Annotated in this window: 20 protein-coding genes; all 20 read left to right on the forward strand. The window is 66.7% G+C overall.

Annotation, left to right across the window (positions count from 1 at the left end; translation table 11 throughout):
- Window positions 1-89 precede the first annotated feature (89 nt).
- Window positions 90-1,049, forward strand: a complete 960-nt coding sequence (locus tag GXP39_12435) for an ABC transporter ATP-binding protein (GenBank protein ID NOZ28844.1) — start codon at window positions 90-92, stop codon at window positions 1,047-1,049.
- Between the two features lie 220 nt (window positions 1,050-1,269).
- Window positions 1,270-2,895, forward strand: a complete 1,626-nt coding sequence (locus GXP39_12440) for an ABC transporter permease (protein ID NOZ28845.1) — start codon at window positions 1,270-1,272, stop codon at window positions 2,893-2,895.
- Window positions 2,873-4,462, forward strand: a complete 1,590-nt coding sequence (locus GXP39_12445; GenBank protein ID NOZ28846.1) for a hypothetical protein — start codon at window positions 2,873-2,875, stop codon at window positions 4,460-4,462. The genes GXP39_12440 and GXP39_12445 overlap by 23 nt, the downstream gene beginning before the upstream one ends.
- A gap of 251 nt (window positions 4,463-4,713) precedes the next feature.
- A complete protein-coding gene (locus GXP39_12450) occupies window positions 4,714-5,697 on the forward strand; it encodes a MoxR family ATPase (protein ID NOZ28847.1) in 984 nt (327 codons plus the stop codon).
- A gap of 65 nt (window positions 5,698-5,762) precedes the next feature.
- Window positions 5,763-6,635 carry a DUF58 domain-containing protein gene (locus tag GXP39_12455; protein NOZ28848.1) on the forward strand — a complete coding sequence of 291 codons (873 nt, stop codon included), beginning with the start codon at window positions 5,763-5,765 and terminating at the stop codon, window positions 6,633-6,635.
- 33 nt (window positions 6,636-6,668) lie between these two features.
- A complete protein-coding gene (locus GXP39_12460) occupies window positions 6,669-8,672 on the forward strand; it encodes a VWA domain-containing protein (protein NOZ28849.1) in 2,004 nt (667 codons plus the stop codon).
- Window positions 8,673-11,474 carry a VWA domain-containing protein gene (locus GXP39_12465; protein NOZ28850.1) on the forward strand — a complete coding sequence of 934 codons (2,802 nt, stop codon included), beginning with the start codon at window positions 8,673-8,675 and terminating at the stop codon, window positions 11,472-11,474.
- A gap of 116 nt (window positions 11,475-11,590) precedes the next feature.
- Window positions 11,591-12,991, forward strand: coding sequence for a hypothetical protein (locus GXP39_12470; protein ID NOZ28851.1), 1,401 nt, complete (start codon window positions 11,591-11,593; stop codon window positions 12,989-12,991).
- 150 nt (window positions 12,992-13,141) lie between these two features.
- Window positions 13,142-13,429: an Asp-tRNA(Asn)/Glu-tRNA(Gln) amidotransferase subunit GatC gene (gene gatC / locus GXP39_12475; protein ID NOZ28852.1), complete on the forward strand. Its 288-nt coding sequence runs from the start codon at window positions 13,142-13,144 to the stop codon at window positions 13,427-13,429.
- A 68-nt stretch (window positions 13,430-13,497) separates the two neighbouring features.
- Window positions 13,498-14,967: an Asp-tRNA(Asn)/Glu-tRNA(Gln) amidotransferase subunit GatA gene (gatA, locus tag GXP39_12480; GenBank protein ID NOZ28853.1), complete on the forward strand. Its 1,470-nt coding sequence runs from the start codon at window positions 13,498-13,500 to the stop codon at window positions 14,965-14,967.
- Between the two features lie 25 nt (window positions 14,968-14,992).
- Entirely contained in the window at window positions 14,993-15,985 is a 993-nt protein-coding gene (locus tag GXP39_12485) for an NTP transferase domain-containing protein (GenBank protein ID NOZ28854.1), read from the forward strand.
- 7 nt (window positions 15,986-15,992) lie between these two features.
- Window positions 15,993-16,193 carry a hypothetical protein gene (locus tag GXP39_12490; protein ID NOZ28855.1) on the forward strand — a complete coding sequence of 67 codons (201 nt, stop codon included), beginning with the start codon at window positions 15,993-15,995 and terminating at the stop codon, window positions 16,191-16,193.
- A gap of 332 nt (window positions 16,194-16,525) precedes the next feature.
- Window positions 16,526-17,638, forward strand: coding sequence for an alanine dehydrogenase (gene ald / locus GXP39_12495; GenBank protein NOZ28856.1), 1,113 nt, complete (start codon window positions 16,526-16,528; stop codon window positions 17,636-17,638).
- Window positions 17,639-17,730: 92 nt separating this feature from the next.
- Window positions 17,731-18,813, forward strand: a complete 1,083-nt coding sequence (locus tag GXP39_12500; GenBank protein NOZ28857.1) for an aminotransferase class I/II-fold pyridoxal phosphate-dependent enzyme — start codon at window positions 17,731-17,733, stop codon at window positions 18,811-18,813.
- 50 nt (window positions 18,814-18,863) lie between these two features.
- Window positions 18,864-20,303 (forward strand): Asp-tRNA(Asn)/Glu-tRNA(Gln) amidotransferase subunit GatB, encoded by a 1,440-nt coding sequence (gene gatB / locus GXP39_12505; GenBank protein NOZ28858.1) that lies wholly within the window; start codon window positions 18,864-18,866, stop codon window positions 20,301-20,303.
- A 342-nt stretch (window positions 20,304-20,645) separates the two neighbouring features.
- Window positions 20,646-21,101: a 4Fe-4S dicluster domain-containing protein gene (locus GXP39_12510; GenBank protein ID NOZ28859.1), complete on the forward strand. Its 456-nt coding sequence runs from the start codon at window positions 20,646-20,648 to the stop codon at window positions 21,099-21,101.
- Complete coding sequence (locus GXP39_12515; GenBank protein NOZ28860.1) at window positions 21,094-22,419, forward strand: NAD(P)/FAD-dependent oxidoreductase; 1,326 nt, start codon at window positions 21,094-21,096, stop codon at window positions 22,417-22,419. The genes GXP39_12510 and GXP39_12515 overlap by 8 nt, the downstream gene beginning before the upstream one ends.
- Window positions 22,420-22,436: 17 nt before the next feature.
- Window positions 22,437-23,612 (forward strand): glutamine amidotransferase family protein, encoded by a 1,176-nt coding sequence (locus tag GXP39_12520; protein ID NOZ28861.1) that lies wholly within the window; start codon window positions 22,437-22,439, stop codon window positions 23,610-23,612.
- Window positions 23,612-25,117, forward strand: a complete 1,506-nt coding sequence (locus tag GXP39_12525; protein ID NOZ28862.1) for an FMN-binding glutamate synthase family protein — start codon at window positions 23,612-23,614, stop codon at window positions 25,115-25,117. The genes GXP39_12520 and GXP39_12525 overlap by 1 nt, the downstream gene beginning before the upstream one ends.
- 1 nt (window position 25,118) lies before the next feature.
- Window positions 25,119-25,874: a hypothetical protein gene (locus tag GXP39_12530; GenBank protein ID NOZ28863.1), complete on the forward strand. Its 756-nt coding sequence runs from the start codon at window positions 25,119-25,121 to the stop codon at window positions 25,872-25,874.
- Window positions 25,875-26,136: the final 262 nt, after the last annotated feature.

Here is a 26,136-nt window from a genome sequence, read left to right on the forward strand (position 1 = left end):
GCCACGCTTCCGTATCGCTTAAGTTGATACCAATGGGGCGATTCATGAATCGCCTTATCTGGGCTACCCGCCTGCGGGATGTGAAGGTTATGGAGAACTACGCGATCGAGACCAAGGGATTGACCAAACGCTACGGCAGGGTCACAGCGTTGGATCACCTGGATCTCCAGGTATCCGAGGGGGCGCTGTTCGGATTCATCGGGCCGAACGGGGCCGGCAAGACGACGACGCTGCGGCTGTTGGCCGGGCTGCTGGAGCCGGATGAGGGCGAGATCTGGATCGCCGGCCGTCGCATGCGGGATGACCCGCGCGGGGTTCGCTATTCCATCGGGTACATGCCGGACTTCTTCGGCGTGTATGAGGAGATGCGGGTCTGGGAGTATCTGGACTTCTACGCCTGCTGTTACGAGATCCCAAAGGCGGAGCGGCTGGCGCTGATTGAGGAGCTCCTGGTCCTAGTGGGTTTGGAGGGGAAGCGGAACGACGACGTCAGCGCGCTGTCGCGAGGGATGCAGCAGCGTCTGTGCCTGGCGCGAGCGCTGGTGCACGATCCGCAGATCCTGCTGTTGGACGAGCCCGCCTCCGGCCTGGACCCCCGGGCGCGCGTGGAGATACGTGAGCTGCTGCGGGAGCTGGCGCGCATGGGCAAGACCATCGTCGTGAGCTCGCACATCCTGGCCGAGCTCTCCGAGCTGTGCACCCAGGTGGGGATCATCGAGCGGGGCCGCTTGGTGGCCAGCGGTGATATGGAGGCTATCCGCCGTCAGATGACGGGCGAGCGGCTGCTGCATATTCGCTCGCTCGCGGATCCAGAGGCGGTTTTGGAGCGGATTCGCGGCTTCCCGGGCGTGGGCGAGGCGGTGCCTATCCCTCAGACTGAGAACGGGGCCGGATATCTCATCGAAGTTCCCTTCAGCGGGGATGATCAGGCTGTGGCCGGGCTGTTGGCCCATCTCGTCGCCGGCGGCATCCCGGTCGTCTCCTTCCAGGAGACCGGGACGGACCTGGAGGAGGTCTTCCTGCGCCTGACCAAAGGGGAGGTCGCCTAGCGTGGTCGCATGTGGTAAAAGCGACCTGTCGGGTCGCCTTATCCGCTCCACGAGCGGTTGCACCGGAAGGGGGATACGGAGGGAAAGCCCCTCCGCGGAAAGACCCTCTTTCTCGCCTGGTACCTGCCTGATTGGGGCTTTGTCCGGTGGCCTTTGGCCCAGAGGGCAGGCGAGGGGCTGGGCATAGAGTTCTTCTGATGCCAATGGGAGGATCATGCGTTTGAGTCCATCTCGCGGAATCGGGCTGAGCTTGCGCTGGAATCCCGTGATCATCAAGGAGCTGCGCGCTCGTATGCGGGGGGCGCGGGCGTTCGTGATCCTGACGGGGTTCCTGTTGCTCCTGGGGCTGTTCTTATATGGCCTCTATCAGGCGTTGGTCTCCGGCCAGCGTTACTGGGGCGGTGGGGCGCCATTGGGGGCCATGATCGGCCGCTCCCTGTTCATCAGCCTGGCGCTCTTTGAGCTGTTCGTGGTGTGCTTCATCACGCCCGCGCTGACGTCCGGGGCCATCAGCGGTGAGAGGGAACGCAAAACGCTGGATATCTTGCTGGTGACGCCGCTTTCCCCCTGGAGCATCCTGTGGGGTAAGCTGGTGGCCAGCCTCAGCTATGTTCTCCTGCTGATCCTGGCCGCGGTGCCCATGGCCAGCCTGATCTTTCTGTTCGGCGGGGTCACCCTGGCCGACATGCTGCGGGCGCTGGCCATCTTGCTCCTGTGCGCCCTGACCTTCGGCGTGCTTGGGCTGTTCTTCTCCGTCTGGCTGAGGCGGAGCGGCCGGGCGATGGTCGCCAGCTATGTGATCTTGCTCCTCCTGGCCGTAGGGGTGTACTTTCTTTACGGGGTGATCGGCGTGGTGCGGCAGAGCGAGCCGCCGCGCGTGATTCTGCTCCCCAGCCCGGTTGCAGCGATGGCCTCGGCGCTGGGGGAGTATGTGGATCCCGGGTCGTTTAGATCGAGCGGGGGCGCCCTCCTGCCCCTGGTGCGTGCCCTCAGCGGGCGCTTCGACGGCGCCCCCGGTGATCGCTCGGTGTTGATACGCCCGTTATGGCATTACACGGCCGGGATCTATCTCGTCGCGTCGCTGGCGCTCTTCCTCGCCAGCGTCTGGCTGCTTCAGCCGATCCGGCGTCGGCATCTGCGCCCGGTCGAGATCGTCGGGCTGGCCGTCCTGGTCGTGGCGCTGATCGCTGTGGGCTATGGGGTGTACGGTCCCCCCAGCTACGAACGCTTCGGCGTCCTCTCCAGGCCGCGCCCAACGCCAGCGCCCCCGCCGATGCGGGCGATGCCGCCTCCCCCGGTTGTTGTGGAGAAGGTCATCGCCGTCACGCCTCCTATCGTAAAAGAGGGGGCCGCGGAGGAGATCCAGCTCCCTCCGGGCAGGAGCCCGGAGCAGCTGGGGAAGGTTTATGCGGCGGTGGTCCAGAGCCTGATCGCGGCTGGGGAGGATCGCCCAGAAAGCCTCTCCATCTACGATACGACGGGCCTGGGTCCCCTGTCCGACCCGCTGCTGGATGGGAGCGAGCCGAGGCGATTGCCCTCGACGACGTTGGATGTCCTGTCCGCCCGGGTGGAGGAGCGAACGGGGATCCCGGTCGCCGTGGTGCACCACGAGGAGGGCGAGCCTGTGGAATGGGCAGGGGGCGAAGGCGAGATGCGGATTGGGTTCGGTGCGCCGACCTGGTTCGACGACGGCCGGGTGCGGGTGCCGGTCGTTTCCGTCACGTCCTCCGGCGCGGAGGAGGCCCGCATCTGTGTGCTGACCGAGGAGGAGGAGGATTGGGTGGTGGCCGAGTGTGGCATGCTCGTGCGGGAGGAGAAGCCCGATGAGGGGCAACAAGGCCAGTGATCCTCTGATCCCGTATCTGCGCGTCATCGGGCGGCGACTGCGCGTGCGTGATGGCGTCTGGTGGCTGGCGCGCTCGGCGTGGGCGCCGCTGGCGTACGCGGCCGCGGTGTTGCTGCTCAGCCGGGTGGTCCCCTGGCCGCGTTATCGCCTGTGGGCGTGGCTGCTCGTGGCGCTGTGGCCGATCCTGGTCTCGCTGTATGCGGCCTTGCGCCCTCAGCGCCCGATCGATGTGGCGCGTCGCGCCGACGCGATCCTGGGGCTGAAGGATCGCCTCTCGACGGCGCTGGAGCTGAGCGGCGACGGCGCCGGGTTCGACCCTGACCTGGTGGCGCGCCAGCGATCGGACGCGCTGGCGGCGGCGCGAGCGATCCGGCCCGGGCGAGATCTGCCCCTCCGATGGCCCTCCCGGTGGCTGGCCGGGGCCGCGGCGTTGTTGGCGGGCGTGCTCGTCCTCACCTTCGTGCCGAACCCGATGGATGCGGTGTTGGAGGAACGCGCCCGGGTCGCTCAGGCGGCGGCTCAGGAGGCCGATCGGCTGGAGCGGCTGGCGGAAGATGTGGAGGCTGCGGAGGCTCTGGACGAGGCCGAGAAGGAGGCGTTGCTGGAGCGCCTGCGAGAGCTGGCCGCCGAGCTGCGGGATAACCGCGGGGACATGGAGGAGGCGCTGGCGGATCTGGCGGAGTTCCGGGCGCAGTTGCGAGAGCGGATCGATCCCCAATTCGCCGCTCGCCGGGCGGCGCTGGAGGGATTGAGCGCACAGATCGCCCGGCTGGCGGGAGCGAAGGATCGCAACCCCTCGCTGGATGAGGTCGCCCGACTGCTGGATCGGATGTTGCAAGATGTCGATCAGATGGCGCCCGACGAGCGGGAGGCGCTGGCATCGGCCCTGGAGGAGGCGGCGGCCAGGCTGAGCGACGCGGATGCGGCGTTGGCCCGCGCGTTGCGGGATGCCGCCGCGGCGACGCGACGAGGGGATGGAAAGGCCGCTCGCGCCGCTGCAGCTCGGGCGGCCGGGGAGATGGCGGATGCCCGGCAGGACCTGGCCCTGCAAGAGGCCCTGGCGCGGGCGTTGGCCCAGGCGGACGAGAGCCGACGGCGGATCGCCCAGGCGGGGCGGCCCGGGCGCGGCTCAGGCCAGGGCATGGCCGCCTCTCCGGCGGGTGGAGCCTCCGGGCGTGGGCAGGGGGGACAGCCGGGCGGCGGTGGCGGGACCACGGCGGATCGGTTGCCCCCGGCGACGAGGTCGGGGCGTGCCGGTGCGCCGACGGGGCCCAATCGCCCTTATAGCGTGGACGAGGTGGTGTACGCGGCACCCGGCGGTAAGCCTGGGGGGACAGGGGCGGAGGGAAGGCCGGAGTTCATCCCCGGACAGGAGGGGGAGGCGGGTGAGGCGCAGGTCCGGCAGGGGGCGTCTGCGCAACCCGGCCTGGCGAACCCCAGCCTGGTGCCGTATCAGGAGGTGTACCGGGAGTACGCCTCGGAGGCCGCCCGGGCGATGGAGCGGGAGTACATCCCGGTGAATCTGCGGGACTACGTGCGGGAGTATTTCACGGCGTTAGAGCCGTGATGTTCTGGCGCCGGCGTGGGAGCTGGCCTTGCTGGATGGATGTTGTCAGCAGGCCGAGCTCCCATGCTCGGCCTGCGGGCGGAGTGTGTAGCGCCAGCATGGGAGCTGGCGTTGCTGGAGGGAGGTGTCAGCAGGCCGAGCTCCCATGCTCGGCTGTCGGCCGGAATGTGCAGTGCCAGCATGGGAGCTGGCCCCGCTGGAGGGGAAGCTCGGCCGTGAGGGGTTCTTTGATGGGAGGGGATGGATTGCAAATGGACGCGGACCGATTCATGGAGACGGCGCTCGCCATCGAGCGCGAGGTCGGCAAGGTCATCGTGGGGCAGACGGCCCTGGTGCGGCATACGCTGATCACGTTGCTGGCCGGGGGGAACGCGTTGCTGGAGGGCGTCCCGGGGCTGGGGAAGACCATGTTGGTGCGCACGCTGTCCCAGGCCATCGATTGCCGATTCAGCCGCATCCAGTTCACGCCTGACCTGATGCCGGCCGACATCGTGGGGACGATGATATTGGCTGAGGACGAGCAGGGCCATCGCTTCTTCCGATTCGAGCCAGGGCCGATCTTCGCCAACCTGATCCTGGCGGACGAGATCAACCGGGCCACGCCCAAGACCCAGTCGGCATTGCTGGAGGCGATGCAGGAGCGTACGGTGACGGTGGCCAAGACGATCCATAAGCTTCCCGAGCCGTTCTTCGTCCTGGCCACGCAGAACCCGCTGGAGATGGAGGGGACGTATCCGCTGCCGGAAGCCCAGATGGATCGCTTCTTCTTCAAGATCGATGTGCCGTTCCCGTCCGTGGAGGAGCTGGTGGAGATCGCCGAGCGCACGACCGGTGTGGAGGTGCCGGAGGCCCATCCGGTCGCCGACGGCGAGACGATCCTGGCCATGCAGCGGCTGGCGCGCGGCGTGCCCATCGCCAGGCACGTGACGGAGGCCGCGGCGCGCATCACCCGGGCGACCCATCCGGATGATCCCGGCGCGCCCGAGGTGGTGCGTCGCTATGTACGATATGGGGCCAGCCCGCGTGGCATGCAGGCCCTTATCCTGGGGGGTAAGATCCACGCCCTGTTGGATGGCCGCTTTAACGTCTCCCTGGACGATCTGCGGGCCGTGGCCTTTCCCGCGCTGCGCCACCGGATCATCCTGAACTTTGAGGCGCAGGCGGAGGGCATCACCCCCGACGAGATCGTGGAGCAGGTGGTCCAGACGGTTTACGCGTCCCACGTCCCGGCCTGAGCTGTGGGCCGCTTGGGAGGCAATGTGTGGCCGGGCATGGCGGCGCGTTCGGCCTCCGGGAGGATATGAAGTTGTTTGACGAGGCGTTTCTGCGGCAGCTGGAGCAGCTCACCCTGGTCAGCCGTCGGGCGCGGCGCGGGCAGATCCAGGGGGAGCGTCGCTCGCCCAAGCGTGGCCGGTCGGTGGAGTTCGCCGACTATCGGAACTACGTCCCCGGCGATGACCTGCGCTCCGTGGACTGGAACGTGTACGCCCGGCTGGGGAGGCCCTTCGTCAAACTCTTCTCGGAGGAGGAGGATACGACGGTTCACTTCCTGCTGGATGCCAGCAGGAGCATGGCGTTTGGGAGCCCGCCCAAATGGGAGCACGCCATGCGGCTGGCCGGCGCCCTGGGGTACGTCGCTCTGGCGGGCATGGACCGGGTCGCCGCTATGGCCATGGGCGGAGACGGCGCGGCGGTGATGCCGCCGATCCGCACGAAGCGTCAGGCCCTGGCGTGGTTCGACTGGCTGCAGACGCTGCGGCCGGACGGGGAGGCGCACCTGGGGCCGGCCGTGCGACGCTACGCCGCCCGCGCCCGGCAGGTCGGCCCGGCGGTGCTCATCAGCGATCTCTTGGATCCCTCCTGGGAGGAGGGGTTGACCGCCCTGTTCGCCCGCCGTTTCGATGTGATCGTGCTGCACGTCCTGGCGCCGCAGGAGGTGGACCCTGACGTGGAGGGCGATCTTGAGCTGGTGGATAGTGAGACGGGGCACTCCGTGGAGATCACCGCGGATTACGATCTGCTGGCCCGGTATCGGGACTCCCTGGACGCATGGCGGGCGCAGATCCGGGACTTCTGCGTCCGGCGGGAGATGAGCTATGTCTTCGTGGAGACGACCACGCCTCTTCGGGAGCTGCTCCTGGCCCATCTGCGCCTGCACGCGGTGCTTGAGTAGCCCGACGTCCTCATCACCCCGAGGAAGCCGCTCATGTCCTTCCTGAATCCCGGCGCTCTCTTTCTCTCCCTGTTGGCCGTGCCCATCCTCGCGCTGTATTTCCTGAAGCTGCGACGCGAGCCGTACGTGGTGTCCAGCACGTACCTGTGGCGCCGCCTGGTCCGGGATATGGCGGCCAATGCCCCGTGGCAGCGACTGCGTCCCAACCTGTTGCTCCTGCTACAGCTGCTGATCCTGGCTGCCCTGGTGTTGGCGTTGGCCCGACCGTTCACCTGGAGCGAGGCGGCCGCAGGCGATCACGTGATCCTGATCCTGGATACGTCGGCCAGCATGCAGGCGACGGATGTACCGCCCAATCGCCTGGTGGAGGCCGTGCGCCGGGCGCGGCGCCTGGTGCAGGGGTTGCCCGCGGAGACCCGGGTCACCGTGATCACGGCGGGCGGCGATACGCGGGTGTGGGTATCCGGCTCCACGGATCACGCCCGGGTCCTGGAGGCGCTGGACGGGGTTCGCGCCGGCGTGGGGAGCAGCGATCTGTCGGCGGCGTTGGGCCTGGCCGCGGCCATCGCCGCGCGGGAGCGGGACCCGGAGACGATCATCCTCTCCGATGGGAACGTCACGCTGCCGGAGCGAACGCTCATACCCGGCCGGGTGCGCTACGTCCCCATCGGGCGGGGCGCGGCGGAGCCGGACGCCGTCGTGTCGAATCAGGGCATCCTGGCGCTGTCCCTGCGCCCCATCGCCGGCGGCCAGGCGTACTCCGCCTTCGTCCAGGTGCGCAACTTCGGCTCGGCCCCGGTGGAACGGCGGCTCCTGCTCTACGCCGACGGCGAGCTAATCGCCGCGCGCACGCTGGCGCTGCCGCCCGGGGAGCCGCGAGCCATGGCGTTCGATGAGGTGCCGGGAGATGCGCGCGTCGTCGAGGCCCGCCTGGAGGGGGAGGACTTCCTGGCGCTTGACGACGTGGCGTGGGCCGTGCCCTCGGCCCGCCGTTCGCTGCGGGTCGAGCTGGTCAGCCCGGGCAATCGGTTCCTGGAGACGGCGCTCTCCCTGATGCCCGGCCTGGAGGTGACGTCTGTGCGCCCCGAGGACTACGGGGGGGAGGTGTGCCCGGATGAGGACGCCGAATGTCCCACGCCGGATCTGACCATCTTCGATGGCGTCGCCGTGGACGATCCGCTGCCCGCGGGCGCGCTGTGGTTCCTGGCCCCGGTGCGGGCCACCTCGTTGTTCTCGGTCACCGGCCGGATTCCACAGCCGGTTCCGGCGGCGGCGCATGGGGACGAGCCGCTTCTGCGCTATGTGGATCTGCGTGGAGTGCACGTGATGGAGGCCGCGCAGATCCCCCTCCCGGACTGGGCGCGCGCCGTCGTGATCGCCGAAGGCTTTGCGGGGACGTGCGGCCTGCCATGTCCTCTCCTTCTTGTGGGGGAGGTGGACGGGCGCCGGGTGGCGGTCCTGGCCTTCGACCTGCGCAAATCCGATCTGCCCCTGCGTGTGGCCTTCCCCATCCTCGTGGCGAACCTGATCGACTATTTGAGCGCCGGAGAGGGGATGGGTGGGCCTCTGGAGGGGGCCCGCCCGGGTCGGCCGGTGACGATCCCCGTGCCGCCGGAGGCGGAGGCCGTCCTCGTGACGCTTCCCGACGGCTCGGTCGAGCGGGTGGACGTCCGGGCGGGCCGGGCGGTGTTCGACGGCACGACGCAGTTGGGTGTGTACGAGGTGGCGTGGGTGGACGGCGGGGAGCATCCGTTGGGCCGGTTCGCCGTGAACCTGTTCGACGCTGCGGAGTCGGCCATTGCCCCCGCCAACAAGCTGGCCGTGCAGGGCACGGTGGAGATGGGCGGCGCCGGGGAATCTCCACGGGGGCGTAGGGAGTGGTGGCGTGCGCTGGCCTGGGCGGGGTTGGCGCTGCTCCTGGCCGAGTGGCTGTACGCGCATCGGGGACACGTGGCGAGGCTCCGCGCGAGGCTGGCGGGGGCAACCCTCGCGTTCCGACGACGCGGCCTCCGGGCGTCCGGCAGGTGGAAGGCGTAGATGTCCCTCTCGTTCACGCATCCGCTCGTGTTGGGGATCCTGATCCTCGTCGTGCCGGTGATCCTCGTGCCGGTGCTGGCGCGAGGACGCCGCTGGCGGGAGGTGTCCCCGCGTGTGTGGGGGAGCATCGCCCTGCGCCTGAGCATCGCATTGGCGTTGGTGCTCAGCCTGGCGGGCTTGCGGGTCGTGCGCGCGGTGGATACGCTGACGGTCGTCTACCTGCTGGACATGTCGGATTCGGTGTCCGCTGCCGAGCGACAGCGGGCGGAGGCGTTCATCCGGGAGAGCATTCAGGCGATGCCGCCCGGCGGCCGCGCGGCCATCGTCGCCTTCGGGGAGAACGCGCTGGTGGAGCGCCTGGCGTCCGAGGAGAGGCGTCTGTCCTCCATCGCCTCGACCCCTATCGCGACGCGCACCAATCTGGCCGCGGCGATCCAACTGGGGCTGGCCCTCTTCCCCGAGGGCAGCCAGAAGCGCATGGTGATCCTGTCCGATGGGCTGGAGAACGTGGGGCGGGCGGCGGAGCAGGTCGATCTCGCCATCGCACGCGGCGTGGAGATCGCGTACGTGCCGTTGGGCTCACAGCGAGGGCAGGTGGAGGCGTATCTGGATCGTTTGGAAGCGCCCGCCCGGGTGCGGCAGGGCCAGCGTTTCGATGTGACGGCGGTGATCCAGAGCACGGTCGCGCAGCCGGCCGTGTTGCACCTCTTCGATGAGGGGACGCTGATCCGGTCGCAGGAGGTGCGCTTGCAGCCCGGGACCAATCGGGTGCGCATGTCCGTCACGGCCGAGAGGACGGGCTTCCATCGGCTGCGGGCGGAGCTGGTCCCCTCGCAGGATTCCTGGCCGCAGAACAACACGACCGCTGGTTTCACGTGGGTCCAGGGGCCGCCGCGATTGCTCCTGGTGGAGGGGAGGCCGGGCGAGGCGGAGCACCTGTCGGCGGCGCTTCAGGCTGCTCACATGGAGCCTGTGACGGTCTCGCCCGCGGAGATGCCGCAGAGTCTGGCCGCGCTCGCCGGATACGACGCCGTGTTCCTGGTCAATGTGCCCGCCGACGCGCTCCCCGACGGCGCCATGGCAGCGCTGCCGCGTTACGTTCGTGATCTGGGACGTGGCCTGGTGATGGTGGGCGGCGATTCCAGCTTCGGCGCCGGCGGCTATCTGCGCACGCCGATCGAGGAGGCGCTGCCGGTGGACATGGATGTGCGGGATCGGGAGCGGGAGCCGAACCTGGCGCTGGTGTTGGCCATCGACAAGTCGGGCAGCATGGGGCGTTGTCACTGCAACGATCCCAACGCGTTGCCCGGCCAGTATCAGCGGGTGGAGAGCGGCCTGCCCAAGGTGGACATCGCCAAGGAGGCGATCCTGCGCACGTATCGGGCGGTGGGACGGCTGGACTTCCTGGGGATCGTCGCCTTTGACGCCAACGCCCATTGGGTGCTCAAGCCCCAGCGATCGGTGAGCCTGGATGAGGTGCAGAGCGCGATCGCGGGCATTCAGGCGAGCGGGCAGACCAACATCTTCGCCGGCCTCAACGAGGCCGCCCGGGCGCTGTCGGACGTGGATGCCCGGGTGAAGCATATCATCCTCCTGACGGACGGGTGGTCCCGGGCGGGGGCATACGATGAGCTGGCAGCCCAGTTGCGCGAGGAGGGGATCACGCTGTCCGTGATCGCCGCCGGGCGTGGCTCGGCCTCCTATCTGCGCAGGCTCGCCGAGGCGGGAGGGGGCCGCTATTACCCGGCCCGCAGCATTCAGGAGATCCCACAAGTGTTCCTGAAGGAGGCCGTCCGGGCGGTGGGGCGCTATGTGATCGAGAAGCCCTTCTATCCGGTCCAGACGGCGGAGACGCCCATCCTGGCGGGGATCGCCGGGCAGGGCGTGCCGGGGCTGTATGGGTACAACGGCACGACCCCCAAGGCGGCGGCGCGTGTGCCCCTGGTCAGCGACGAAGGGCTCCCCATCCTGGCCTACTGGCAGTACGGGCTGGGCCGCAGCCTGGCCTGGACCTCGGATCTGACGGCCCATTGGGCGGCGGAGTGGGTGCGATGGGATGGGTTCGCCCGGTTCGTGGCCCAACTGGCGAGCTGGGTGCTGCCTGTCCCGGGCTCTGAGCGCCTGCAGGTCGAGGGGAGCGTGGAGGACGGCTCGATGGTGATCCGGGTGGACGCCGTGGATGACGGCGGGCGCCCGTGGGATTTCCTGGACGTGCAGGCGACGATCCTCGGCCCCGATCTGGAGCCGAGGCGGGTGACGCTGGCCCAGGAGGCACCGGGTCGCTATCGTGCCTCGGTGTCGGTGACGGGTCCGGGCGTTTACATGATTCAGATCGTGGCCTCCGAGTCGACGGAGGATGTCGGCGAGGCGCCGGTAGAACAGGCCACGATCGGCGTGGTGGTTCCCTACTCGCCTGAGTACAGACAGGGAGAGGCGATGGAGGGGGAGCGCCTGCTGGCCCGCCTGGCGCGGGCGACCGGGGGCGATCGGCTGGACACGCCGGAGATGGCGTGGGCGAAGACCTCCGTGCCCGCCCGGTCGTCGCGGCCGTTGGGGATGGCGTTGCTGTGGCTGGCCATCCTGTTGTTCCCGCTGGATGTGGCCGTGCGGCGGCTGCGTCTGAGCCTGGGCGAGGGGAGGCGGCTGGTGGCCCGGGCGCGGCTCTCGTGGCGCCGGCGGCGGACGGCTGAACAGGCGGCGGCTCGCGAGGCACATCCCCGACTGCGACAGCTCTTCGCCGCACGGGAGCGCGGCCGGGCGCGCAGCGCTCGCCGTCGGGTCGATGAGGAGGAGACGGATTGAGCCCTCTTCCCCCTTGGAGTGTGCGAATCTCGGAATTCTGGGTACAATAGCGGGAGTCGGATGCGCTTGAGTGGGTTCCCATCGGCGGGCGGCCTGTGGAGGGCCGGGAGGACGTCATGACCCGAAAGGCGAAGTTCATCATCAGCGATACCCATCTGGGGGCCGGGCTGTACGAGGCCGGGAACGTCCTGGAGGATTTCATCAGCGACGCCGATTTCACGCAATGGGTCCACGATCTCATCGCGGAGAGCGAGCGCGATGGCGTGGAGATGGAGTTGATCATCAACGGGGATTTCCTGGAGATGTTGCAGGTGCCGGCCGTGCCATCCTTCGATCCGCTGGCCAGCTACCCGCCGGAGGTGTACGCACCCAGTCATGAGGCGGCGTGTGTGCAGAAGATGCGCCACGTGGTCGACGGGCATCCGGCCGTGTTCGCCAGCATGGCCGATTTCCTCCAACTGGGACCCCCTCGTCGCTCCGTCACCATCATCAAGGGGAACCACGACCCTGACCTCTACTGGCCGGGGGTGCAGGATGTCATCCGCCAGGCTATAGGGGCCAGAGGGGACCTGGCCGATCTGCTCACCTTCCCCCCGGTGGCCCTCCAGCGGGAGGGATTGTACGTGGAGCATGGGAACCAATACACGGAGCGTATCAACCGATATCGGGACTTCGCCAAGCCGCTGGACCCGGAGCGGCCGGGGGAGCTGGAGCGGGTGCCCGGATCCCGTTTCGTGTACGAGTTCTTCAACTCCCTGGAGCGTGAGCGCCCCTGGATCGACGGCGTATCGCCGCTCACCGCGCTGATCTGGTATGCGTTGCAGTTCGATCCCGGGTTTGCCCTGCTCGCCCTGGCGACGCTGCTGCCGGCCGCGCCGGGGTTGATCGCCGGTGAGTTGGGATTCCGGGCGGCGACCCCGGAGATGACGGAGGCGGCGTCGTTGCTGAACGATCTGGCCACGCCCGAACAGCAGGCCGTCGTGTCCCGGCGACTGGCCGAGGATCCGGAGTTCCAGGCCGCCTTCTATCGCCGCGTGGAGGCCGCGCTGGAGACGACGGGTTTGGAGGAGCGCCCGCCGTCACGCGCCGCCCCCGATGGCGAGCTTGATCCGTTCCGGGTGGCGCAGGACATCCAGCGTCGTTATACGGATGCGTTGGTTGCGGAGGCGGAGCGGAAGGCGGCCGAGACCGGCGCACTGGTGGTCAGCTTTGGACATACCCATCGCCCGGTCGTGCGTCAGCTATCGAACGGGGGCGTGTACGTCAACAGCGGCACATGGGTGTGGCGCGGGGATTTCGCCGGGGCGGATCGGGAGGTGTGGCGCGATCTGTTCGAGAATCCCACGAAGTACAGCGAGTACCGGGAGCCGACCTATGTGCGCGTGGATTACGACGAGGAGGGGCGCCCTCGGGCCGGATTGCACCTTCTCAGCCGACCCACGCCGGAGCCCCGGCCGCCGGCGCAGGAGCGCATCGGGTGCCTGGAGGCGCTGAAACGATTGTTGACCGGGGGCTGAGGGGCGCACGAGCGTTTGCTTGCCACGCGCGACGGTGCTATAATGTGCCAGCCCCGCTGACGGTGACGTCACGAAACACCAGCTGTTCGGCCTCATCGGCCAGGGTGGCCGACGTAACCGACACACGAGATCACCCACAGGTTGAAGACGATGTCCCTTACCCTCGCACAGGTCCGACATATCGCTGAGCTTGCGAAGTTGGGTTTGACGCCGGAGGAGGAAGAGCGGTTTCGCGATCAGCTCTCCGCGATCCTGGATTACTTCGGCCGGTTGCAAGAGGTGGATACCTCGGCGATCCCGGCGACGGCGACCGTGCTGCCCGTGCGCAACGTGATGCGTGATGATGAGGTGCAGCCTTCGCTGAGCCGGGAGGACGCGCTGGCGAATGCCCCGGACGTGGCCGACGGCCAATTCCGGGTGCGGGCCGTGCTGGAGTAAGGCGACCTGTCGGGATCGGCCACGGGAAGCCGATCTTTCGCACATCGCTCCCTGGAGAGAGGAGTTCCTTGGATCTTTATGCTTTGACCGTTCACGAGGCGCAGGATCTGCTCCATCGCGGTGAGATCTCCGCCGTAGAGCTCACCGAGTCGGTGTTGGAGCGCATCTACGCGCTGGACAATGATATCAAGGCCTATCTGACGTTGACCCCGGAGGCGGCGCTGGAGCAGGCGGCGGAGGCGGATCGTCGTCTGGCCGCCGGGGAGCGCACGCCCCTGCTGGGCATCCCGCTGGCCATCAAGGACGTGCTCTGCCTGCAAGGGGTACCCACGACCTGCGGGTCCCGTATCCTGGAGGACTTCATTCCGCCGTATGATGCCACCGTGGTGAGCCGGCTGCGGGAGATGGGGGCCGTCTTCCTGGGCAAGACCAACACGGACGAGTTCGCCATGGGCTCCTCCACGGAGAACTCGGCCTTCTTCACCACGCATAACCCGTGGGATCTGGATCGGGTGCCTGGGGGATCCAGCGGCGGCAGCGCGGCGGCCGTCGCCGCCGATCTCTGCCTGGGGGCGTTGGGAACGGATACCGGGGGCAGTGTGCGTCAGCCGGCGGCGTTCTGCGGGGTGGCGGGCCTGAAGCCCAGCTACGGCCGGGTGTCTCGCTATGGCCTGGTCGCCTTCGCCTCCTCGTTGGATCAGGTGGGCACCCTGGGCAAGGACGTCCTGGACGCGGCGATCCTGCTCCAGGCCATCGCCGGACACGACCCGCGTGATTCCACGTCCATGGACCTGTCGGTGCCGGATTACCTGGCGGCCTTGCGGAGGGCGGACATGCGCGGCCTGCGCGTGGGCGTCCCTCGGGAGTACTTCATCGAGGGGATGCAGCCGGAGGTGGAGGCGGGCGTGCGCACGGCGATCGATCAGTTGGTGGACATGGGCGCCGAGGTGGTGGACATCTCCCTGCCGCACACGGAATACGCGCTGCCCGTCTACTATCTCATCGCCCCGGCGGAGGCATCGGCCAACCTGGCCCGTTACGATGGAGTCCGCTATGGGCTGTCGGTGCCCGCCGGGGATCTGTGGGAGACCTACCGGCAGACGCGAGGGCGGGGGTTTGGCCCCGAGGTCAAGCGGCGCATCATGTTGGGCACCTACGCCCTCTCCGCCGGTTACTACGATGCGTACTACCTCAAGGCCGGGCAGGTGCGCACGCTGCTGCGGCAGGACTTTGAGCGGGCCTTCCAGCAGGTGGATGTGATCGTCTGCCCCACCAGCCCGACTACCGCCTTTCGGATCGGGGAGCGAGCCGATGATCCGCTGGCGATGTATCTGAGCGACATCTTCACGCTGTCCGTGAACCTGGCGGGTGTGTGTGGCATCAGCATCCCGTGCGGCTTCGACGATCAGGGCCTGCCCATCGGCCTGCAGATCATCGGACCGGCCTTCGGGGAGGAACGTATCCTGTCGGTAGCCTACGCGTATCAGCAGGCCACCGAATGGCATAAGCGTCGGCCGCCCCTGCCGGTGGCCGCATGAAATCCATCGATTCCGAGGTTGGACCATGAAGGTCATCATCCCATTGGCGGGATTCGGCACGCGTCTTCGGCCCCACACGTATAGCAAGCCGAAGCCCTTGGTGCATGTGGCGGGCAAGCCGGTGTTGGGGCATATCCTGGATAAGCTGAGCGGACTCGATCTGGAAGAGGTGATCTTCATCGTCGGGTACCTGGGGGAACAGATCCAGGAGTATGTGGACGCTCACTATCATTTCCCTGCCCGCTACGTGGAGCAGAAGGAGCTTCTGGGACAGGCCCACGCCATCTGGCTGGCGCGGGAATACGTGCAGGGGGACGTGCTCATCATCTTCGTGGACACGATCTTTGAGACGGATCTCCTGGCGGCGCCTTCGACCGAGGCGGATGGCGTGCTCTATGTGAAGGAGGTGGAGGATCCCCGGCGGTTCGGCGTGGTCGTCGTGAAGGAGGGGCGCGTGGTGCGCCTGGTGGAGAAGCCGGCCACCGACGAGCACCGGCTGGCGGTGATCGGCGTCTACTACATCAAGGACAGCCAGTGGCTGATGCGGGCCATCGACGAGCTGATGGAGCGGGACATTCAGACCAAGGGGGAGTACTACCTGGCCGATGCGCTGCAATTGATGATCGATCAGGGGGCATATTTCATCCCCAAGGAGGTCGAGGTCTGGGAGGATTGCGGCAAGCCGGAGACGGTACTGCATACGAACCGATACCTCCTGTCCAAGCTCCAGGATAACGGGCAGAAGGCGCATCTGGTGAACACGACGGTGATCCCGCCCGTGTACATCGCGCCGACGGCCACGGTGGAGAACTCCATCATCGGCCCTTATGCGACCATCGCCGACCACGCGACGGTGCGCAATTCGCTGATCCGGGACTCGATCATTGACGAGGGCGCGCAGATCTGCGATACCATGCTGGATCAATCGCTGATCGGTAAGAACGCGCTGGTGCGGGGGCGCTACCATCGGTTGAACGTGGGGGATTCCTCTCAGGTTGACTTCAGTGATGTCGATTGAGATACCGGTGCGTTGTCGAGCAGAGACCCGATATCCGGAGCGGCCGACGGCCGTCTATTGGGAGGGTGCGTGGCATTCGGTGAGCCTCCTGCGGAGCTGGCGGGAGCCGGGTGCGATCTGTTTCCGGGTGCGTAGCGAGGCGGGCTTGTGGTTCCTGTTGCGCTATCACCTGGCCGAGGACTGCTGGCGGGTCCGTCGTTTGCCTTAGAGCGTGCCCGAGGGATTGGGGAGGCCCGGAGGGATGAAGCCCCTCCGGAAAAAGCCCTTCTCCCGCCTTCGACCAGCCCGGCCTCGGCCCAGGCCTCTGCGGAAAGGGCCGAGAAAGGCAGGTGCAGGCCGGAAAAGTGGGATTTCCGTGGAGGGGAGGACCCCTCCACACCTCCCCCTGTGGAGCTGGTCGTTGGGTCGTTGAGGGAGACCCCCTCAGACATCTTGTCGGTAAGTTTTCAGACACGCTCTAGGTGGTGGCTTTTCAGGTGCTCTTTTTAAATGCACACGAGGCCCGTGGCGAGGGAGGGCACGGGCGTGGGAGGATCAAGGATGATCGTCGGAACGGTGCGTGAGGTCAAGGACAACGAGTATCGGGTGGGATTGACGCCCGGTGGCGTGTCCTGTCTGGTGCAGGACGGGCATCGGGTGCTGGTGGAGCGAGGAGCGGGCGAGGGGTCCGGCATCTCGGATGAGGAGTATGCGTCCGTCGGCGCCGAGATCCTGCCCACGGCCGCGGAGGTGTGGGAGCGGGCGGAGCTCATCGTGAAGGTCAAGGAGCCGGTGCCCGCCGAGTACGCCTATCTGCGTCCCGGCCTCGTGCTCTTCACCTTCCTCCACCTGGCGGCCAGCGAGTCGCTGACGCGGCAGATGATGGCCAGCGGCGTCACCGGCATCGCCTATGAGACGGTGGAGCTGGCCGATGGCTCGTTGCCGCTGCTGGAGCCGATGAGCGAGATCGCCGGCCGCATGGCGGTTCAGATCGCGGCGCATTACCTGGAGAAGATGAACGGTGGGCGGGGGAAGCTGCTGGGCGGGGTGCCCGGCGTGCGCCCATCCGATGTGGTGGTGATTGGCGGCGGGACGGTGGGGACCAACGCAGCGCAGGTCGCGTTGGGCATGGGGGCCCACGTCACCGTGCTGGATATCGACCTGGAGCGGCTGCGGTATCTGAGCCACATTTTGCATGGCAGCCTGACGACCTTGAACTCCGATCCGCACAGCATCGCCCACTCGGTGAACTACGCGGATGTGCTCATCGGGGCGGTGTTGATCAAGGGAGGAAAGGCACCGACGCTGGTCACCCGGGACATGGTGCGCACCATGAAGCCCGGGAGCGTGATCATCGATGTAGCGGTGGATCAGGGCGGCTGTGTGGAGACGAGCCATCCGACGACGCACAGCGACCCGATTTACTTCGTGGATGGGGTGCTGCATTATTGCGTAGCCAACATGCCGGGCGCCGTGCCGCGCACGTCGACCTTTGCGCTGGCCAACGCGACGATCCCGTACGTGCGTCAGCTGGCGGCGCTCGGGTTTGAGCGGGCCGTGCGGGAGAACGCGGCGCTGGCCCGGGGCGTCAATATCTATGGGGGACGGGTGACCTATCAGGCCGTGGCGGAGACCTTTGGCCTGACGTACGATCCGTTGGATCAGATCCTTTAGAGGGGAGGCTACGATTGCGGGACTTCGTGTCGGAGCGTGTGCGTCGGGTGCCGCCGTCGGGCATTCGGCGTTTCTTTGACATCGTCGCGACCATGCCGGAGGTGATCTCGCTGGGCATCGGGGAGCCGGACTTCACGACGCCGCCTCATATCCTGGAGGCCGGCGTGCGCTCCCTGGAGGGCGGCGAGACGCATTACACCTCCAACTCGGGCACCATCGAGCTGCGCGAGGCGATCGCTCGTCACCTGATGGAGCGTTATGGCGTCTCCTATGACCCCCAGCGAGAGGTCCTGATCACGGTAGGGGTGTCGGAGGGGCTATACCTGGCGATGAGCGCTTTCATCGATCCAGGGGATGAGGTGATCGTCCCTCAGCCGTGCTTCGTGGCGTACACGGCGGAGGTGATGCTGGCGGGCGGGGTGCCGGTCCCCATCGCCACCCGGGTGGAGGATCGCTTCCAGGTGATGCCGGAGCAGGTGGAGGCGGTCATCACGCCGCGCACCAAGGCGATCTTGTTGGGGTATCCCAACAATCCCACCGGTGCGGTGATGAGCTACGAGAACATGGTGGCGGTGTGCGAGGTCGCCAGACGGCATGATCTGCTGATCATCTCGGATGAGATCTATGATCGGCTCGTCTACGGGGTGGAGCATGTGTGCGTGCCGTCGCTGCCGGGGACATGGGAGCGCACGGTGCTGCTGGGCGGGTTCTCCAAGGACTATGCCATGACCGGCTGGCGCATCGGATATGCGGCCGCCCCGGCGGAGCTATTGGCGCCGATGCGCAAGATCCACCAATACACCATCATGTCCGCTCCCACCACGGCCCAGGCGGCCGCCCTGGCGGCGTTGACCAACGGCGACTCCTGCGTGCAGGAGATGGTGGAGGAGTACGATCGGCGTCGACGGCTGATCGTGGACGGCCTGAACAGCATCGGGCTGCCGTGCTTCGAGCCTCAGGGTGCCTTCTACGCGTTCCCGTCGGTCGCGCACTCCGGGATGACGGATGAGGAGTTCGCTGCGCTGCTGTTGGAGGAGGAGCAGGTGGCCGTGGTGCCCGGCAGCGCCTTTGGGGCGGGCGGCGAGGGATATGTGCGTTGCTCCTACGCCACCGCTTATGAGAAGATCGAGGAGGCGTTGGAGCGGATGGCCCGCTTCGTGCGTCGGCACGGGTAGCCGGCGGATGCCTTTTTCTGGGACATATTTCTACGCAAGGGCGAGCGTGCATGGCGGACTATGAGGCCATTATCGGCATGGAGGTCCATGCCCAGATCTTAACGGCGTCTAAAATGTTCTGCGGATGCAGTGCGGACTATGCGGACGCGCCGCCGAACACGCATGTGTGTCCGGTGTGCCTGGGCATGCCGGGGGTGTTGCCGGTGATCAATCGGCGTGCGGTGGAGCAGACGGTGCGCACTGGCCTGGCGTTGCACTGTCAGATCGCAAAGACCTCCGTCTTCGCCCGCAAGAATTACCATTACCCGGACCTCCCCAAGGGGTATCAGATCTCCCAGTACGAGTTGCCCCTTTGCGTGGATGGGTGGCTGGAGATCGAGCTGGGGGATGGGACGCGACGGCGCGTGCGGATCCGGCGCGCTCACCTGGAGGAGGATACGGGGAAGCTGACCCACGTGGATGGGTATTCCCTGGTGGATCTCAACCGTGCGGGCGTGCCGCTGCTGGAGATCGTGAGCGAGCCGGACCTCCGGACGGCCGAGGAGGCGTATGCCTACGTCACCCGGCTGCGTCAGATCCTGCGCTATCTGGGCGTGTCCAGCGGCGATATGGAGAAGGGCGCCATGCGCTGCGAGGTGAACGTCTCCGTGCGCCCGGTTGGCTCCACGGACCTGGGCACCAAGGTGGAGATCAAGAACCTGAACTCCTTCCGGTCCGTGCGCCTGGCGCTGGAGTACGAGATCGAGCGCCAGATCCGACTGCTGGAGCGCGGCGAAGCGGTCCGACAGGTGACGATGGGATGGGATGAGGAGCGGGGCCGTACGGTGCTCCAGCGCAGCAAGGAATCGGCGGAGGACTACCGCTACTTCCCGGAGCCGGATCTGCCGCCGCTGGAGATCGATCTGGAGTGGGTCGAGGGGCTGCGGGCGAGCCTCCCGGAACTCCCCCTGGCCCGTCGGGATCGCTTCATGGAGGGGTATGGGCTCTCCCGGCAAGACGCCAATCTGCTGACGGAAGAGCGGGCGGTGGCGGACTTCTTCGAGGCCGCCGTGGAGGCGTACGCGGGGGAGCCGCGTGCGATGGCCAACTGGATCACCGGCGAGCTGTTCCGGCTGCTGAACGCGGAGGGCATGGCGATTGACGAGGCGCAGGTGACGCCAGCCGGGCTGGCGGAGCTGCAGACGCTGGTGGATCGAGGCACCATCAATCTGAACACCGCCAAGCGGGTGTTGGACACCATGTTCCACACCGGCCGGTCGGCGCAGGAGATCGTGGAGGCGGAGGGGCTGGCGCAGGTCAGCGACCAGGAGGCGTTGGCCGCCATCGTGGCCCAGATCGTTGCCGAGCACCCGGAGGAGGTAGCCCGGTACCGGTCGGGCAAGACTCAGGTGTTCGGGTGGCTGATGGGGCAGGTCATGCGGGCCACGCGGGGCAAGGCCAACCCGCAGGTGGTTCGAGGGCTGTTACAGGAGGCGTTGGACCGAGAGTAAGCTCGTGCGGGGGCGCATTTGCCCATGTTGGGTTCTTGGGATATGATTTATATCATACCGGGATTTTACCGGTCTTGGTTAGAGTAAGGCCCACTAAGCGCAGAGGCGTGTCCCCCGCACCTCTTGAGTATCCTTGTGGGATAGGGTACTCCTCCCAGATGATATGTAAGCGATTCAAATCCTTGTTATAAGCGGCCGCGTCGCAAAAGGCCATCTCTCTGCTTGGCTGTGTAGCCAGGGGCTCGTGGAAGAGCACTTCCTCGAGCCCCTTTTTGTTTTTGTGTCCTCGGGTGACATGGGAATGATGCCGGACGCGGTCAGCACGACGAAAGAGGATTGCCGGTGAAACGGGTATACGTGAAGGAAGAGTTCTGTATCGCCTGTACCTTATGTGAGATCTTTTGCGCTGTCCAACATTCCGCCTCTCGCGATATCCTGCGGGCTTTCAAGCGGGAGACGCCACGGCCGATGCCCCGTGCGCTCGTGGAGCGGATCGGGCCGGTCTCTTTCTCCGTGCAGTGTCGCCATTGCGCGGAGCCGCTGTGCGTGTATAGCTGCCTGACGGGGGCTATGCACCGGGACGAGGAGACCGGCGCCATCGTCGTCGATGCAGAGCGTTGCATCGGCTGTTGGACCTGCGTCATGGCGTGTCCTTATGGCGTGATCCGGCAGGGCATGTACCGGGGGCATCCGGTCGCCGTCAAGTGCGATCTATGTCCGGGCCGGGATGTGCCCGCTTGCGTGGAGAACTGCCCGAACGGCGCGCTGGTCTTTGCGGAGGAGGCGCCCCATGCCTGATTACGTCATCATTGGGAACTCCGCGGGAGGCATCGGGGCCGCCGAAGCCATTCGCCAGGTGGACCATGAGAGTCCCCTGACGATCCTCTCCGATGAACCGTATGTGGCGTACTCCCGGCCGGCCATCTCGGAGGTGCTCTCCCGGGAGCGCTCTCCGGATCGCATCCTCTACCGCCCGCGGGACTTCTATCAGCGGCTGAACATCCAGGCGATCCTGGGCGTGTCCGTGGTAGACATCGATTTCTCGGCGCATACGGTGCACCTGGCCGATGGGCGGGAGGTGCATTGGGATCGCCTGCTGCTGGCGACGGGCGGCGCCCCGTTCGTCCCCCCGATCGAGGGCAAGGAGCTTTCGGGGGTATACACGTTCACGCGGCTGGCCGACGCGCTGGCTCTGGATCAGCGCCTCGCCTCCGGGAGTCAGGTGGTCGTGATCGGCGGCGGGCTGATCGGCATGAGCGTGAGCGATGCGCTGGTCAAGAGGGGGGCGCGTGTGATCATCGTCGAGCTCATGGATCGCGTCCTGGGCACGATGTTGGACCCGGAGGGCTCGGCGCTGGCCGAGGCGGCGGCCCGCCGGGCGGGCGTGGAGGTGATCACCGGCCATACCGTGCAGCGCATTCAGGGCGATGAAGCAGGGGAAGTCTGCGGCGTCGTGCTGGATGATGGGCGAGAGTTCGCCTGTCGGGCGGTCGTGATCGCGATCGGCGTGCGGCCCCGGGTCGACCTGGTGGCCGACAGCCCGGTGAACGTGGAGCGGGGCATCCTGGTCAACGCCCGCATGGAGACGAACGTGCCCGGTGTGTACGCCTGCGGCGATGTGGCGGAGGCGTACGACATCATCGCCGGGACGTCGCGGGTGGTGCCCATCTGGCCGGCGGCCTACCTGGGAGGCCGGGTGGCCGGGTTGAACATGGCCGGGTGGCCCGCGGAGTATCCGGGCAATGCCCCGATGAACTCGCTGAAGTACTTCGGATTGCGCATCATCTCCGGGGGCGTGCAGGTGGCCGACGGCGATGGATATGAGGTGTTGCGTCGCGGGGATGGCAAGCGGTACCGCAAGGTGATCCTGAAGGACGATCGGATCGTGGGGGCTACGTTTGTCGGGGATATCGATCGGGCCGGGATCATCCTGGGGTTGATGCGTGAACGGATCGATGTCTCCTCCTTCAAGGAGGATCTGGTATCGGACGGCTTTGGCCTGATCCACCTACCGGCCGAGCTGCGCCGTCAGTGGCTTTATGGCGAATACCCAACATTGCGGACGCCTGGGTTGGTTCTGAATCGCCAGGCGGCCACGAGCTCAGAGGTGGCCTGAATACAGGGGAGGGCATCATGAAAGACTTGCAGCGGTACCAAAACCGTTATGGCGATGATAAAGTGATCGAGGCGTGTGGTCTGTTCGGTATCCTGGATACTGCCGGGAGGCGTTTCTCCGGTGCCGAGGTGATCCAGGCCATGGCCTTGATGCATGATCGTGGCAACGGGTTGGGGGGAGGCTTCGCAGCGTATGGCATCTACCCCGAGCATGCCGACTGCTATGCCTTGCACGTGATGACCATGCATGAGCAGGCCCGCGAGCAGGTGGAGGCGTTCCTGCGGTGTCACTTCGACGTGGTCAAGGGGGAGCCCGTACCCACCCGCCCCACGCCGGATATCGTGGATCCCCCGGATCTCCATCGCTACTTCGTGCATCCCCGGCGGGACGAGGCGTCGGAGGTAAGCGAGGAGGATTACGTCGTCGGCCGGGTGATGGAGATCAACAGCGGCATCGATGGGGCGTTCGTCTTCTCCAGCGGAAAGAACATGGGGGTGTTCAAGGGCGTGGGCTACCCGGAGCAGATCGCCGAGTACTTCTGCCTGGAGTCCTACGAGGGGTATATGTGGACCGGGCACAACCGCTTCCCGACGAACACGCCCGGTTGGTGGGGAGGGGCGCATCCCTTCAATATCCTGGACTGGACCGTGGTACACAACGGCGAGATCTCCTCTTACGGGATCAACGTGCGCTTCCTGGAGATGTACGGCTATCGATGTACCATGCAGACCGACACGGAGGTGCTGGCCTACGCGCTGGACCTGTTGATCCGGCGGCATCATCTGCCGGTGGGGATCGCCGCCAAGGTGCTGGCGCCGCCGCTTTGGGGGGAGATCGAGGCCATGGAGCCGGAGGAGCGGCGCCTGCACGAGACGCTGCGCCAGGTTTACGGCAGCCTGCTGATGAACGGCCCGTTCACCATCATCGCCGCACATGAGGGCGAGATGATCGCGTTGGGGGATCGCATCCGCCTGCGGCCGTTGGTGGCGGGCGTGAAGGGGGACCGTCTGTACGTCTCATCGGAGGAGTCGGCCATCTGGCTGGTGTGCCCGGATGTGGAGGCGACCTGGATCCCGGTGGGCGGGCAGCCGGTGGTCGGCCGCTTGGGGGAGACCCCAACGCCGCCCGAGACGGCATCGGCCTACGTGATGCCGATGGGCGCATCCCTGGATATGGTCAAGGTGGAGGCGTGATGAAGAGCATCCTGCCGCCCCGATTTATCGTGGAGCGCGATCCCGATCGATGTATCCAGTGTCAGGTCTGCGTGAACCAGTGCGGCTGGGAGGTTCACTACTATGACCCGATCGACGACGTGGTGCGCTCCTATGACGAGCGGTGTGTGGCCTGCCATCGATGCGTCGTCTTCTGCCCCACCCATGCCCTGACCATTCGTGAGCGGCCGCTGGACTATCGCCGCAACGCGAATTGGACGCCGGAGGTCATCGAGGACATCTACAAGCAGTCGGAGACGGGGGGAATCGTTCTCACCGGCATGGGGAACGACAAGCCCTATCGGAACTACTGGGATCATCTGGTGTTGAACGCCAGTCAGGTGACCAACCCCTCCATCGATCCGCTGCGCGAGCCGATGGAACTGCGCACGTATCTGGGGGCGAAGTCCGACCGGGTGGAGGTCGACCCGGACACCCTCGAGCTGCGCACGCAGTTGGCACCCCAGGTGCCCATCGAGGTGCCCGTGATGTTCTCGGCGATGTCGTACGGGGCCATCAGCCTGAACGTGCACGAGGCGCTGGCCCGGGCGGCGGCCGAGGCGGGCACGTTGTTCAACACGGGCGAGGGGGGCCTGGCTCGCCACCTGTATGAATACAAGGATCATGCCATCGCCCAGGTGGCGTCGGGGCGCTTCGGGGTGCATCCGGACTACCTGGAGATGGCGCGGGTGCTGGAGATCAAGATCGGTCAGGGGGCCAAGCCGGGGATCGGCGGACATCTGCCCGGGGAGAAGGTGAGCGAGCCGGTGGCCGCCACGCGCATGATCCCGGTGGGCACCGATGCGCTGTCCCCCGCGCCGCAGCACGATATCTATTCCATCGAGGATCTGTCCCAGCTCATCTACGCGCTGAAGGAGGCGACGAGGTACACCAAGCCCGTCTCCGTGAAGATCGCCGCCGTGCACAACGTGGCGGCCATCGCCAGCGGCATCGTGCGCGCCGGGGCGGATATCGTCGCCATCGATGGGCTGCGGGGCTCCACGGGGGCCGCCCCCAAGATCATCCGGGACAACGTCGGCATTCCCATCGCCCTGGCCATCGCGGCGGTGGACAGCCGGCTGCGGGAGGAAGGCATCCGCAATCGGGCCTCCATCGTGGCCGCGGGCGGGTTCCGCAACAGCGGGGATGTGCTCAAGGCCATCGCGCTGGGGGCCGACGCGGTGTACATCGGCACGGCGGCGTTGGTCGCGTTGGGGTGTCATGTCTGTCAGATGTGCTATACCGGCCGCTGCTCGTGGGGGATCGCCACCACGAGGCCGGACTTGAGCAAGCGCGTGAACCCGGAGATCGGCGCACAGCGGTTGGTGAACCTGCTGCGAGGCTGGAGCCTGGAGATCAAGGAGATGTTGGGCGGCATGGGGATCAATGCGCTGGAGAGCGTACGAGGGAATCGATTGCACCTGCGTGCGGTGGGTTTGACGGAGGCGGAGATGCAGGTCTTGGGCGTAAAGCCGGCGGGGATGTGAGATGTGGGCGGAAGTGGATACCGTTGTTGAGATCGATGCAACCGGGTTGCATTACCGGGAGTTGAACGAGCGCATACACGCCGCGGTGGCGGAGGGCGCTCGCACCCTTCGACTGGTCAATGTGCGGGGCCAGCGGTATATCGGCACGGGGCTGCGCGTCCCTGTGCGTATCGAGATCCACGGGGTGCCGGGGAACGATCTGGCGGCGTTCATGGAGGGGCCGCGCATCGTCGTCTACGGGAACACGCAGGACGGATGCGGGAACACGATGAATTCCGGGGAGATCGTCATCCATGGCCACGCGGGTGACATCACCGGGCTCTCCATGCGCGGCGGCCGGATCTTCATCCGCGGCAACGTGGGATATCGGGTGGGCATTCATATGAAGGAATACGGGGATCAGCGGCCCGCCATCGTCGTCGGCGGGACGGCCCAGCACTTTCTGGGGGAGTACATGGCTGGCGGGGTGCTGGTGTTGTTGGGGCTGGATACGCCGCGCGGGGAGCATCTGGCCCGGTTCATCGGCACCGGCATGCACGGCGGGGTGATGTACTTCCGTGGGACGTTGCGGCCGGAGCAGTTGGGGAAGGAAGTGGGCATCGTGGATCTGGAGGAGTCCGATCGAGAGGTGTTGGGGAAGCTGGTAGGGGAGTTCTGTCGCCATTTCGGGTACGATGCGGCCGAGATCCTGAGCGGGGATTTCATCAAGTTGCTGCCGTTATCCAGACGTCCTTATGGCCGATTGTATGCTTATTGAGTCCGCTTCCTGATCCAGGGTGCTCGCTCGAGCCGGCGCGGGGATCGTATGAACCCCGCGCCGGCTCGCGTCCTGTCGGGCGGGGCAGGGCTTTTTCAAAGTCAATGATGGAAATCGGGGTGGTAGGAACACCCCGCGTGTTGCCTGACGCAAGACATTCCCTTGATCTTCGACTGAGGGAAAACGGCCCTCATCCCCCAAACCCCCTTCTCCCGAGCCCGGGAGAAGGGGGCTCAACGGTGGGTGGTGGCGGCGGCGCAGC

This window comes from Chloroflexota bacterium, assembly GCA_013152435.1.
In the GTDB taxonomy this organism is placed as follows: domain Bacteria; phylum Chloroflexota; class Anaerolineae; order DUEN01; family DUEN01; genus DUEN01.

Bases quoted from the DNA above. Each gene is read 5' to 3' on its own strand.
- GXP39_12520 (NOZ28861.1), top strand. From the start codon at position 22,437: ATGAAAGACTTGCAGCGGTACCAAAACCGTTATGGCGATGATAAAGTG.
- GXP39_12465 (NOZ28850.1), top strand. From the start codon at position 8,673: ATGTCCCTCTCGTTCACGCATCCGCTCGTGTTGGGGATCCTGATCCTC.
- GXP39_12515 (NOZ28860.1), top strand. From the start codon at position 21,094: ATGCCTGATTACGTCATCATTGGGAACTCCGCGGGAGGCATCGGGGCC.
- GXP39_12445 (NOZ28846.1), top strand. From the start codon at position 2,873: ATGAGGGGCAACAAGGCCAGTGATCCTCTGATCCCGTATCTGCGCGTC.
- GXP39_12455 (NOZ28848.1), top strand. From the start codon at position 5,763: ATGAAGTTGTTTGACGAGGCGTTTCTGCGGCAGCTGGAGCAGCTCACC.
- GXP39_12435 (NOZ28844.1), top strand. From the start codon at position 90: ATGGAGAACTACGCGATCGAGACCAAGGGATTGACCAAACGCTACGGC.
- GXP39_12530 (NOZ28863.1), top strand. From the start codon at position 25,119: ATGTGGGCGGAAGTGGATACCGTTGTTGAGATCGATGCAACCGGGTTG.
- gatC (NOZ28852.1), top strand. From the start codon at position 13,142: ATGTCCCTTACCCTCGCACAGGTCCGACATATCGCTGAGCTTGCGAAG.
- GXP39_12500 (NOZ28857.1), top strand. From the start codon at position 17,731: ATGCCGGAGGTGATCTCGCTGGGCATCGGGGAGCCGGACTTCACGACG.
- ald (NOZ28856.1), top strand. From the start codon at position 16,526: ATGATCGTCGGAACGGTGCGTGAGGTCAAGGACAACGAGTATCGGGTG.
- GXP39_12525 (NOZ28862.1), top strand. From the start codon at position 23,612: ATGAAGAGCATCCTGCCGCCCCGATTTATCGTGGAGCGCGATCCCGAT.
- GXP39_12470 (NOZ28851.1), top strand. From the start codon at position 11,591: ATGACCCGAAAGGCGAAGTTCATCATCAGCGATACCCATCTGGGGGCC.
- GXP39_12460 (NOZ28849.1), top strand. From the start codon at position 6,669: ATGTCCTTCCTGAATCCCGGCGCTCTCTTTCTCTCCCTGTTGGCCGTG.
- gatB (NOZ28858.1), top strand. From the start codon at position 18,864: ATGGCGGACTATGAGGCCATTATCGGCATGGAGGTCCATGCCCAGATC.
- GXP39_12485 (NOZ28854.1), top strand. From the start codon at position 14,993: ATGAAGGTCATCATCCCATTGGCGGGATTCGGCACGCGTCTTCGGCCC.
- GXP39_12450 (NOZ28847.1), top strand. From the start codon at position 4,714: ATGGACGCGGACCGATTCATGGAGACGGCGCTCGCCATCGAGCGCGAG.